The 12,468-nt window shown below is 42.5% G+C and carries 8 protein-coding genes, 1 tRNA gene, 3 rRNA genes and 1 other RNA gene; 12 read left to right on the forward strand and 1 reads right to left on the reverse strand.

Going from position 1 to position 12,468, the window contains the following annotated elements; translation table 11 throughout:
* The first annotated feature begins 2 nt into the window (after nucleotides 1-2).
* Nucleotides 3-671, forward strand: coding sequence for a deoxynucleoside kinase (locus MHI47_RS00090; protein ID WP_093538736.1), 669 nt, complete (start codon nucleotides 3-5; stop codon nucleotides 669-671).
* Nucleotides 672-848: 177 nt separating this feature from the next.
* Here MHI47_RS00090 and MHI47_RS00095 read toward each other — a convergent pair.
* Nucleotides 849-941: transfer RNA gene (locus tag MHI47_RS00095), tRNA-Ser, on the reverse strand.
* Nucleotides 942-1,159: 218 nt separating this feature from the next.
* Here MHI47_RS00095 and ffs point away from each other — a divergent pair.
* The 11 genes from ffs to tmk all read left to right on the forward strand — a co-directional run bounded on the left by ffs (nucleotide 1,160) and on the right by tmk (nucleotide 12,450).
* Nucleotides 1,160-1,427, forward strand: an RNA gene (gene ffs, locus MHI47_RS00100) — signal recognition particle sRNA large type.
* A 152-nt stretch (nucleotides 1,428-1,579) separates the two neighbouring features.
* Nucleotides 1,580-3,325 (forward strand): DNA polymerase III subunit gamma/tau, encoded by a 1,746-nt coding sequence (gene dnaX, locus MHI47_RS00105; protein WP_340828965.1) that lies wholly within the window; start codon nucleotides 1,580-1,582, stop codon nucleotides 3,323-3,325.
* 14 nt (nucleotides 3,326-3,339) lie between these two features.
* Entirely contained in the window at nucleotides 3,340-3,660 is a 321-nt protein-coding gene (locus MHI47_RS00110; protein ID WP_093538738.1) for a YbaB/EbfC family nucleoid-associated protein, read from the forward strand.
* 12 nt (nucleotides 3,661-3,672) lie between these two features.
* On the forward strand, nucleotides 3,673-4,269 hold the full coding sequence (gene recR / locus MHI47_RS00115) for a recombination mediator RecR (RefSeq protein WP_093538739.1): 597 nt from the start codon (nucleotides 3,673-3,675) through the stop codon (nucleotides 4,267-4,269).
* A 17-nt stretch (nucleotides 4,270-4,286) separates the two neighbouring features.
* Entirely contained in the window at nucleotides 4,287-4,499 is a 213-nt protein-coding gene (locus MHI47_RS00120) for a YaaL family protein (RefSeq protein WP_340764307.1), read from the forward strand.
* A 59-nt stretch (nucleotides 4,500-4,558) separates the two neighbouring features.
* A complete protein-coding gene (locus MHI47_RS00125; protein ID WP_340828968.1) occupies nucleotides 4,559-4,816 on the forward strand; it encodes a pro-sigmaK processing inhibitor BofA family protein in 258 nt (85 codons plus the stop codon).
* A 267-nt stretch (nucleotides 4,817-5,083) separates the two neighbouring features.
* Nucleotides 5,084-6,637 (forward strand): 16S ribosomal RNA (locus tag MHI47_RS00130).
* A gap of 195 nt (nucleotides 6,638-6,832) precedes the next feature.
* Nucleotides 6,833-9,761, forward strand: a 23S ribosomal RNA gene (locus MHI47_RS00135).
* A 185-nt stretch (nucleotides 9,762-9,946) separates the two neighbouring features.
* Nucleotides 9,947-10,062, forward strand: a 5S ribosomal RNA gene (rrf, locus tag MHI47_RS00140).
* Together the 16S, 23S and 5S rRNA genes form the textbook arrangement of a ribosomal RNA operon.
* Nucleotides 10,063-10,381: 319 nt before the next feature.
* On the forward strand, nucleotides 10,382-11,806 hold the full coding sequence (locus tag MHI47_RS00145; protein ID WP_340828970.1) for an aminotransferase class I/II-fold pyridoxal phosphate-dependent enzyme: 1,425 nt from the start codon (nucleotides 10,382-10,384) through the stop codon (nucleotides 11,804-11,806).
* 2 nt (nucleotides 11,807-11,808) lie between these two features.
* A complete protein-coding gene (gene tmk, locus MHI47_RS00150; protein WP_093538621.1) occupies nucleotides 11,809-12,450 on the forward strand; it encodes a dTMP kinase in 642 nt (213 codons plus the stop codon).
* Nucleotides 12,451-12,468 lie beyond the last annotated feature (18 nt).

A 12,468-nucleotide genomic window follows, 5' to 3' on the forward strand; every position in this document is an offset into this window, starting at 1 on the left:
TAATGAGTTTAAGAGAGAAATATGGCATCCCTTCAAATGCAGTCATTACAATTGCAGGAACTGTTGGAGTGGGTAAATCAACAATGACTAAAGCATTAGCAGAAGCATTACATTTTAAAACGTCTTTTGAAAAAGTAGATACAAACCCTTATTTAGATCGTTTTTACGAAGACTTTTCTAAGTGGAGCTTTCATTTACAAATCTACTTCCTAGCTGAACGTTTTAAAGAGCAAAAAAGAATGTTTGAGTATGGCGGTGGCTTTATACAAGACCGTTCTATTTATGAAGATACTGGTATATTTGCACAAATGCATAAAGAAAAAGGTACGATGGATCCTGTAGATCATGAAACCTATACTAGCTTGTTTGAAGCTATGGTAATGACTCCATATTTCCCACATCCAAACTTACTAATATATTTAGAAGGATCAATGGATGACATTATCGATCGAATTCACGATAGAGGTCGCCCAATGGAGCAGCAAACCCCTATCTCTTACTGGGAAGAAATGCATGGACGCTATGAGCGATGGATTGATGCATTCAATGGTTGTCCAGTACTTCGTTTGAATATTAATGATTATGATATTATGACAAACCCGAATGACGTAGAAACAATTTTAGAACGCGTTGGTCAATTCATGGAACAAACTGCTATTATTCGTAAATAAATAAAATCCTCCTGTGATTATTTACAGGAGGATTTTTATATAAGTAAGTTATTTTGGCATAAAAAAAGAAGCTAACGGATATCGCTACCTTCTTAATATTCTGAACACAATGTTTTAAGAAAAATTCGTTACCTATGTAACGAATTCAATCTCAAATTTATGCGTGTGTATATAAAATGGAGGAGGAAGAGGGATTCGAACCCCCGCGCGGTATGACCCGCCTGTCGGTTTTCAAGACCGATCCCTTCAGCCAGACTTGGGTATTCCTCCGAAGTACATCAACTAATTTATCATAGAAGAAAATGAATGTCAACATATTTTTAGTCAAATGAGTGTGAGAAACTATATATTACCATTGTGGAAAGAAACGAACGAATATTATCTCTATAAAAAATCTTTATGTTATTACTATAAAATAGTAAATGTATATAAATTTACTTGTGCTTTATCATTGATTTTTGTCTATAAAAAAAGTATACTTGTAAATGCCGTGCTAGGTGGGAAGGTAGCGGTGTCTTGTAACTCGCAATCCGCTCTAGCGAGACTGAACTCCTTCTCTGAGGTTGAATACATGTAGGGTCTGGTATTTGCACGTGACGTTGACGTTTGGGTCCTGCGCAATGGGTACCCATGAACCATGTCAGGTCCGGAAGGAAGCAGCATTAAGTGGTGTTTTCTCATGTGCCGCGGGGTAGCCTAAACTGAGTTAACGACAAAGGTGCCGCTTATGTGTTTCAATCGAAGGAAGGTGCACGGCATTTAATATTAAACTTCAACTCATTTGTCTAATAGACAGATGAGTTTTTTATTTGGAAAAAAGATTTACTATACATAAATAAGCGAAGTCTAGTTAGCTTTATGGTATAATAGAAACCATTAACAATTAGAAATGAGAAGGAGGGAAATGATTGTCGTATCAAGCTTTTTACCGTGCTTATAGGCCACAATCGTTTGCGGAAATGTCCGGTCAAACTCATATTAAGCAAACTCTTCAAAATGCCCTCCTTTACAACAAAACAACACATGCTTATTTATTTTCTGGTCCTCGAGGTACAGGTAAAACTAGTGCAGCGAAAATATTTGCAAAGGCTTTGAATTGTGAAAATGGTCCAGCAAAAGAGCCTTGTAATACATGTGAAACTTGTAAAAGTATAACAGAAGGCTCAAATACAGATGTGATTGAATTTGACGCAGCTTCTAACTCTCGAGTAGAAGAAATGCGTGATATTATCGAAAAAGTACGATTTGCACCTTCTAATGCTAAATATAAAGTGTATATTATCGATGAAGTGCATATGCTTTCCACGAGTGCATTCAATGCATTACTGAAGACACTAGAAGAACCACCAGCCCATGCTGTGTTCATCTTAGCAACAACAGAACCACATAAAATACCATTAACTATTATCTCTAGGTGTCAGCGTTTTGATTTTAAACGAATTACATCCAGTGATATTGTCTCTCGCATGGAAGAGGTATTAACGGATGCAAAAATTGAATACGATGAAGATGTACTGAAAATCATTGCGCAATCAGCCGCCGGCGGTATGCGTGATGCACTTAGTATGCTCGATCAAGTTGTATCCTTTAGTGCTGATAAAATGACCATTGAAGATGCATTACTGGTAACTGGTTCAATCGGGCAGGAAGTCTTTTTTCAATTAGCAGATGCATTGATAGACAAAGATATAGCCAAGGCATTAGCTTGTATAGAAAAGTTAATCGAAGATGGCAAAGATCCAGTTCGATTAACAGAGGATTTTATAACATTCTATAGAGACTTACTTGTCCTGCTTGTTGCTCCTGAGCAAACTGAATTACTAGAAATAGCGACAGGAGACTCTATGTTTTTAGAGCTTGCTTCCAAGTTTCAAGTAGATACCTTATACAAAGGCATTTCTATCTTGACAAATACACAACAAGAAATGCGTTTTTCTAATCATGCGAAAGTATATCTAGAAACAGCAATAATTCGATTGGCACACGTACCAAAAGAAGGAACCGTATCAAGTGAGAGTAACTCGGAGTTAGAAACAAAGGTACGAGTACTTGAAACACAATTACAACAATTACAACAGCAATTAAGCCAAGGGATGACATTGCAAGCTACTACTGGAACGCAAGATCAACCAAAGCGTCAAAGACAAAAGTCCTCTGGAGGCGTCAAAGTATCGAGTGGTCGGATATCAGAAATTTTGAAGACCGCCACAAAAACCGATATCCAGGTGATTAAATCTCAGTGGGCAAGTATTTTACAGCAATTGCAAAAATCTCATGCTGCTTTATTAAATGATGCAGAGCCTGTAGCAGCATCTTCTAATGCATTTGTGTTAAAATTCAAGTATGATATTCATTGTCAAATGGCTATGGAGAACAAAACATTCTCTACTTCGTTTCCCCAGTTAATCGCTAACTTAACAGGGACTATGTATGAAGTATTATATGTGCCTGAAGAAAATTGGTTAAAGATTCGAGAAGACTTTATTAAGCAGAACGGTTTAAACCAAAGCACTCCAGAAACTGATGGAAATTCCTCTGAGCCAAATGACTCAATGGAACTATTACAGGCGATGGAACAAGTATCAGAGGATCCGTTGATAGTAGAGGCGGAGAAATTATTCGGAAAAGAATTTGTAGAAGTACAAGATAACTAAGGAGGAAAATTATTATGCGTGGAATGGGAAATATGCAAGGTATGATGAAACAAATGCAAAAAATGCAAAAGAAGATGGAAGAGGCACAAGAAGAACTAGCTACTCAACGTTTTGAAGCAGTAGCCGGTGGTGGCATGGTGAAAGTTATAGTTTCAGGACAAAAGGAAGTACTAGAAGTAGAACTAGATCCAGCAGTAGTAGATCCAGATGATATTGAAATGCTTCAAGATTTAATCGTTATTGCTACAAATGATGCTATTAAAAAAGCAGAAGAAACAGCGAACTCCACAATGGGTCAATTCACGAAAGGGTTGAACCTTCCTGGCATGTTCTAGGAGGAATAATAGATGCATTATCCTGAACCGATATCAAAACTAATTGATAGTTTTATGAAATTGCCGGGAATAGGGCCGAAAACAGCGGCCCGTCTGGCTTTTTTTGTCTTAACCATGAAAGAAGATACTGTTTTAGATTTTGCAAAAGCTTTAGTTGATGCAAAACGAAATTTAAGCTTTTGTTCTGTATGTGGGCATATAACCGATATTGATCCTTGTCATATTTGTCAGGATCAACAAAGAGATGCATCTTTAATCTGTGTGGTTCAAGATACAAAAGATGTAATTGCCTTGGAAAAGATGAGAGATTATAACGGACGATACCACGTACTTCATGGAGCAATTTCACCAATGGATGGAATTGGCCCAGAAGATATCAATGTACCTTCGCTTTTGAAAAGATTGCAAAATACAGAAATCGAAGAACTAATACTAGCTACCAATCCTACTATAGAAGGAGAAGCAACGGCGATGTATATTTCACGTCTTGTTAAACCGTCTGGTATTAAAACAACTAGAATTGCTCATGGATTACCTGTAGGTGGAGATTTAGAGTATGCAGATGAAGTAACTCTCTCTAAAGCTCTAGAAGGTCGCCGAGAGTTGTAGGAGGATGTGTTGGTGTGATGTTTTCTAAAAAAGGGAAAATGAAAAAGGAATTCGATGAGCAATTCATTACACTCATGAAAGAAACAAAGTCAGAGTGGCATCAAGCCCAGTTAATAGAGGATTACTTAAATGACTACGATTTAGATGCAGTTGCTAAAAGGAAAATGGCAGAAAGTATCCACTTCTATCTATATAAAGAAGCAAGGATCCGAAATGTCATCCTCAAATAGAATAACAAGAGCAATAGTTACATATAATGATAGATATGATTTTATGGAGGGTGTAACTCATGAAGTTTGTTATCATTATATGTTCACTATTGCTTTTATCTTTTTTGTTATTTCGTAATTCATTCCCAAAGTTTTTTGAAGGACTATCTATCTTGTTGTTTCGTTTAGGTTTTTCCATACTCTTATTATATGGTGTACATTTATTGGTGGGGTCAACGGGTTATGCAATACCGGTGAATTTGTTTACAGGTACTGTAGCGGCAGTGTTAGGTATACCCGGAATCATCTCTGTTGTAGCGATTTCTATATTAATTTAAAAAAGGTTGCAAAAAGTGTTGACTTTATCATGAGAAGCGAGTAATATTGTAGAAGTCGCCAAGAGGTAATACATTATGGCAGGCAACATGAACATTGAAAACTGAACATGCAAAACGTTAAGAAACATAGCTTTCAACTAACTTGTTAGGATGATAGCAAAACAATTTTGGACATCATTTAATGATGATGCCAGCAAAACAAAATGAGCTTTTAAACTAGTTCTAATTTGTTCGCTTTCAATGTGCTCTGCATACTGGAAGTGAACTATTATGGAGAGTTTGATCCTGGCTCAGGACGAACGCTGGCGGCATGCCTAATACATGCAAGTCGAGCGAATGACGAAGAAGCTTGCTTCTTCTGATTTAGCGGCGGACGGGTGAGTAACACGTGGGCAACCTGCCCTGTAGATTGGGATAACTCCGGGAAACCGGGGCTAATACCGAATAATCCATTTCCTCACATGGGGAGATGTTAAAAGACGGTTTCGGCTGTCACTACAGGATGGGCCCGCGGCGCATTAGCTAGTTGGTGAGGTAACGGCTCACCAAGGCGACGATGCGTAGCCGACCTGAGAGGGTGATCGGCCACACTGGGACTGAGACACGGCCCAGACTCCTACGGGAGGCAGCAGTAGGGAATCTTCCACAATGGACGAAAGTCTGATGGAGCAATGCCGCGTGAGTGAAGAAGGTTTTCGGATCGTAAAACTCTGTTGTGAGGGAAGAACAAGTATGAGAGTAACTGCTCGTACCTTGACGGTACCTCATTAGAAAGCCACGGCTAACTACGTGCCAGCAGCCGCGGTAATACGTAGGTGGCAAGCGTTGTCCGGAATTATTGGGCGTAAAGCGCGCGCAGGCGGTCCTTTAAGTCTGATGTGAAATCCCACGGCTCAACCGTGGAAGGTCATTGGAAACTGGGGGACTTGAGTACAGAAGAGGAAAGCGGAATTCCAAGTGTAGCGGTGAAATGCGTAGAGATTTGGAGGAACACCAGTGGCGAAGGCGGCTTTCTGGTCTGTAACTGACGCTGAGGCGCGAAAGCGTGGGGAGCAAACAGGATTAGATACCCTGGTAGTCCACGCCGTAAACGATGAGTGCTAAGTGTTAGGGGGTTTCCGCCCCTTAGTGCTGCAGCTAACGCATTAAGCACTCCGCCTGGGGAGTACGGTCGCAAGACTGAAACTCAAAGGAATTGACGGGGGCCCGCACAAGCGGTGGAGCATGTGGTTTAATTCGAAGCAACGCGAAGAACCTTACCAGGTCTTGACATCCCGCTGACCGGCCTAGAGATAGGCTTTTCCCTTCGGGGACAGCGGTGACAGGTGGTGCATGGTTGTCGTCAGCTCGTGTCGTGAGATGTTGGGTTAAGTCCCGCAACGAGCGCAACCCTTGATCTTAGTTGCCAGCATTCAGTTGGGCACTCTAAGGTGACTGCCGGTGATAAACCGGAGGAAGGTGGGGATGACGTCAAATCATCATGCCCCTTATGACCTGGGCTACACACGTGCTACAATGGACGGTACAGAGGGTCGCAACCCCGCGAGGGTGAGCAAATCCCATAAAACCGTTCTCAGTTCGGATTGTAGGCTGCAACTCGCCTACATGAAGCCGGAATCGCTAGTAATCGTGGATCAGCATGCCACGGTGAATACGTTCCCGGGCCTTGTACACACCGCCCGTCACACCACGAGAGTTTGTAACACCCGAAGTCGGTGGGGTAACCCTTACGGGAGCCAGCCGCCGAAGGTGGGACAGATGATTGGGGTGAAGTCGTAACAAGGTAGCCGTATCGGAAGGTGCGGCTGGATCACCTCCTTTCTAAGGATAATATCGGAATACGGATTTTTATTCGTATCTTAACGTTTTGCAGTTCAGTTTTGAATGTTCATTTTATATGAAGATTCAACTCTTGTTCTTTGAAAACTGGATAAAACGACATTGAAACAATAAACAACAAGAAATTCTGTTGTGATTATTTACGTAATCACGACGTGTAAGACTTTTTAACTTTTAGGTTAAGTTAATAAGGGCGCACGGTGAATGCCTTGGCACTAGGAGTCGACGAAGGACGGCACTAACACCGATATGCTTCGGGGAGCTGTAAGTGAGCTTTGATCCGGAGATTTCCGAATGGGGAAACCCACTGTTCGTAATGGAGCAGTACATTTGCGTGAATACATAGCGCATCTGAGACACACCCAGGGAACTGAAACATCTAAGTACCTGGAGGAAGAGAAAGAAAATTCGATTCCCTGAGTAGCGGCGAGCGAAACGGGAATAGCCCAAACCAAAAGGCTTGCCTTTTGGGGTTGTAGGACACTCTACATAGAGTTACAAAGGAATGAGTTAGACGAAGCGATCTGGAAAGGTCCGCAGGATAGGGTAAAAGCCCCGTAGTCTAAAATTCATTCTCTCTTGAGTGTATCCTGAGTACGGCGGAACACGTGAAATTCCGTCGGAATCTGGGAGGACCATCTCCCAAGGCTAAATACTACCTAGTGACCGATAGTGAACCAGTACCGTGAGGGAAAGGTGAAAAGCACCCCGGAAGGGGAGTGAAATAGATCCTGAAACCGTGTGCCTACAAGTAGTTAGAGCCCGTTAATGGGTGATAGCGTGCCTTTTGTAGAATGAACCGGCGAGTTACGATCCCATGCAAGGTTAAGTCGAGAAGACGGAGCCGCAGCGAAAGCGAGTCTGAATAGGGCGAATGAGTATGTGGTCGTAGACCCGAAACCAGGTGATCTACCCATGTCCAGGATGAAGGTAAGGTAACACTTACTGGAGGTCCGAACCCACGCACGTTGAAAAGTGCGGGGATGAGGTGTGGGTAGCGGAGAAATTCCAATCGAACCTGGAGATAGCTGGTTCTCTCCGAAATAGCTTTAGGGCTAGCCTCAAACGTTAGAATCTTGGAGGTAGAGCACTGTTTGGACTAGGGGCCCATCCCGGGTTACCGAATTCAGACAAACTCCGAATGCCAATGATTTATGTTTGGGAGTCAGACTGCGAGTGATAAGATCCGTAGTCAAGAGGGAAACAGCCCAGACCACCAGCTAAGGTCCCAAAGTATTTGTTAAGTGGAAAAGGATGTGGCGTTGCTTAGACAACCAGGATGTTGGCTTAGAAGCAGCCATCATTTAAAGAGTGCGTAATAGCTCACTGGTCGAGTGACGCTGCGCCGAAAATGTATCGGGGCTAAACAAATCACCGAAGCTGTGGATTGATACCTTTGGTATCAGTGGTAGGAGAGCGTTCTAAGGGCGTTGAAGTCAGACCGGAAGGACTGGTGGAGCGCTTAGAAGTGAGAATGCCGGTATGAGTAGCGAAAGACGGGTGAGAATCCCGTCCACCGTATGACTAAGGTTTCCTGAGGAAGGCTCGTCCGCTCAGGGTTAGTCGGGACCTAAGCCGAGGCCGATAGGCGTAGGCGATGGATAACAGGTTGATATTCCTGTACCACCAAACCACCGTTTGAGTAATGGGGGGACGCAGAAGGATAGGGTAAGCATGCTGTTGGTTATGCATGTCCAAGCAGTAAGGTGTGAATGTAGGCAAATCCGCATTCTTTAACATTGAGCTGTGATGGCGAGGACGTATGTCTAGAGTTCCTGATTTCACACTGCCAAGAAAAGCCTCTAGCGAGGTGAAAGGTGCCCGTACCGCAAACCGACACAGGTAGTCGAGGAGAGAATCCTAAGGTGAGCGAGAGAACTCTCGTTAAGGAACTCGGCAAAATGACCCCGTAACTTCGGGAGAAGGGGTGCTCTTTTGGGTTCATAGCCTAGAAGAGCCGCAGTGAATAGGCCCAGGCGACTGTTTAGCAAAAACACAGGTCTATGCAAAACCGTAAGGTGAAGTATATGGGCTGACGCCTGCCCGGTGCTGGAAGGTTAAGAGGAGTGCTTAGCGCAAGCGAAGGTGCGAATTGAAGCCCCAGTAAACGGCGGCCGTAACTATAACGGTCCTAAGGTAGCGAAATTCCTTGTCGGGTAAGTTCCGACCCGCACGAAAGGCGTAACGATCTGGGCACTGTCTCAACGAGAGACTCGGTGAAATTATAGTACCTGTGAAGATGCAGGTTACCCGCGACAGGACGGAAAGACCCCGTGGAGCTTTACTATAGCTTGATATTGAATTTTGGTGCAACTTGTACAGGATAGGCAGGAGCCTTAGAGCCCGGAGCGCCAGCTTCGGAGGAGGCGTCGGTGGGATACTGCCCTGGTTGTATTGAAATTCTAACCCATACCCGTAACCCGGGTAGGAGACAGTGTCAGGCGGGTAGTTTGACTGGGGCGGTCGCCTCCTAAAGTGTAACGGAGGCGCCCAAAGGTTCCCTCAGAATGGTTGGAAATCATTCGAAGAGTGTAAAGGCAGAAGGGAGCTTGACTGCGAGACCTACAAGTCGAGCAGGGTCGAAAGACGGGCTTAGTGATCCGGTGGTTCCGCATGGAAGGGCCATCGCTCAACGGATAAAAGCTACCCCGGGGATAACAGGCTTATCTCCCCCAAGAGTCCACATCGACGGGGAGGTTTGGCACCTCGATGTCGGCTCATCGCATCCTGGGGCTGTAGTCGGTCCCAAGGGTTGGGCTGTTCGCCCATTAAAGCGGTACGCGAGCTGGGTTCAGAACGTCGTGAGACAGTTCGGTCCCTATCCGTCGTGGGCGTAGGAAATTTGAGAGGAGCTGTCCTTAGTACGAGAGGACCGGGATGGACACACCGCTGGTGTACCAGTTGTTCTGCCAAGAGCATCGCTGGGTAGCTATGTGTGGACGGGATAAGTGCTGAAAGCATCTAAGCACGAAGCCCCCCTCAAGATGAGATTTCCCATTACGCAAGTAAGTAAGATCCCTCAAAGACGATGAGGTAGATAGGTTCGGGGTGGAAGCGTGGCGACACGTGCAGCTGACGAATACTAATCGATCGAGGACTTAACCAAATTTTGTTTAACGTAACAATGTCGTTTATCCAGTTTTGAGTGAACAAGCACTCTATTATGAGGGTTTCAAGATACAAGCAGTGCTAGGAAACAAGTGAGAGAAGGAAGGAACGTACTAACGTACGTGACTGACAGATCGAATGAAGTTGACAACGCAATGCGCCGTATATTGGAAGCCAAAAGAGTCTAGTGATGATGGCGAAGAGGTCACACCCGTTCCCATACCGAACACGGAAGTTAAGCTCTTCAGCGCCGATGGTAGTTGGGGGTCTCCCCCTGTGAGAGTAGGACGTCGCTGGGCACCAAAAAGAAGTCGTTACCGAGTTATATCGGTAACGACTTCTTTTTTCTATACTGAGTCAAAAAAATAGACGACCATGCTCCAACCTTCACTAACGGAGTACTATACCCTGTATTCATTGGAGTGCCCGTGGAAGCGTCCACCTACTTGTATATCGCTCTACACTACCTTCAAAGAATGAAAGTGTGTTGAAACGGAAACAAGGAGTATTTTTCATTCTTTCCTCTCTTATGAATCCAGTGTTTGCAGGACACTTTTTAAACTTAAGGACAATTCATGTATAATAGAGAAAGAAATTAGAACGTATTGTGAGGTAAATATGATGCAAGAAAAAAGACCATTAGTTGAGGCATTGGAGCAATTTCATAAGAAAAAGTCGATTTCTTTTCATGTGCCTGGACATAAACATGGACTTTTATCCAATCTACCACAACTTATTAGCAATTCGATGCAATATGATTTAACTGAGTTAGATGGATTAGATGATTATCACCATCCAAAAGAAGCAATTAAAGAAGCAGAAGAGTTACTTACTAGACTATATAACACCGATGACAGTTTCTTTTTAGTGAATGGAACGACTATTGGAAATATAGCTATGATATATGCGACTTGCCAGTACGGTGAACAAATTATTGTGCAACGGAATGCGCACAAATCTATTTTTCATGCAATTGAACTGGTGGGCGCAGAGCCAATTTATGTATCACCTATATGGGATGAACATAGTAAGACGGCATCTTATGTACCGTTAGAGGTGATTGAAGAAGCAATTCAACAGTATCCTTTTGCTAAAGCAGTTGTCCTAACCTATCCAAACTATTATGGAGTTTGTTCTCGGGACTTAGAGGAGATCATTAACCTTTGTCATAGTCTGGAAATGCCTGTGCTAGTAGATGAGGCACATGGCGCACATTTCCAGTCAAATAAAGAGTTTCCAAAGTCAGCTTTGTTATATGGAGCTGATGTGGTTGTCCAATCAGCTCATAAAACACTACCTTCGCTAACAATGGGTTCATATATACATATTCGCTCTCACTTGATTGAAAGTAAGAGAGTTAATAAATACTTAAGAATGTTACAATCCAGTAGTCCTTCCTATTTAATCTTAGCCTCTCTTGATGATGCAAGAAGTTATGTGGAAAGATATAGCCCGATGGATTATAAACAGTTGTTGGATAGAAGAGAAGTGTTTATAGATGCATTAGAAACTATTCCATTAATAGAGGTAGTCCAAGTAGACGATCCTTTAAAACTGTTAATACGAGTCGGAAAATATTCTGGGTTTCAAGTGCAGCAAGCTTTTGAAAAACAAAATATATATGTTGAGCTTGCTGATATATATCAAGTCTTGCTCATTCTCCCTTTACTAAAAGTAGAACATGAATTTCCGTTTGCAGAGATTAGAAAACGAATGAAATATGCCATAGAGGACTTAAAAAAAGAGACTCCAGAGTATACGAGTAGCACACTTTACATGGAACAAAAAAATATTTCTACCTTACAGATGCATTTAGAACTAGTCAATGAGAAACAAGGAGAATGGATTCCTTATGCAAGGTCAATCGGTAGGATAGCCAAGGGAATGATTGTTCCCTACCCCCCTGGGATTCCACTACTTCTACCAGGGGAAAAAATTACTGTTCCCATTCTAACGGAATTAGAGGTATGGATTGAAAAAGGTGCTTCATTTCAAGGGGAACATCAATTAGAGGAAAAGTTAATATATGTTGTGGAGGAGTAACTGTGCAAAAAAAAGGGTATTTTATAACAAGTGAAGGTCCAGAAGGTGCAGGAAAAACAACTGTTATGAATTTATTGGGTGAACGACTAATAGATGAAGGCTACGAGGTAGTAATGACTCGGGAGCCTGGTGGTATTATGATTTCCGAAAAGATTCGGGACATAATCTTGAATAATGAGCATACAATGATGGAAAGCCGCACAGAAGCACTATTATATGCTGCGGCTAGGAGACAACATTTAGTAGAGAAGGTTCTTCCAGCGTTAGCAGCTGGGAAAATTGTGATTTGTGACCGATTTATTGATAGTTCCTTGGCATATCAAGGGTTTGCTCGTGGTATTGGCGTAGAAGAGATATGGGCTATTAATAAGTTTGCTATCGGAGACACAATGCCAGAAAAAACATTGCTATTTGATATTGATCCAGCAGTAGGACTAGCTAGAATAAATGCTCATAAGGAACGAGAAAAAAATCGATTAGATGTAGAAAATTTAGCATTCCATCAAAAAGTACGAGCAGGTTATTTGTCATTAGTTGAAAAATACCCGGAACGTATACAAGTAATCGATGCCTCTCAAACAATTGAGAACGTTTTAGACGAAACATATGTAATCATCAAACGCGAGTTAGAAATAATTAGATAATTCGTGGTATAATAAAGA

The organism is Psychrobacillus sp. FSL H8-0487 (assembly GCF_038008385.1).
In the GTDB taxonomy this organism is placed as follows: domain Bacteria; phylum Bacillota; class Bacilli; order Bacillales_A; family Planococcaceae; genus Psychrobacillus; species Psychrobacillus psychrotolerans.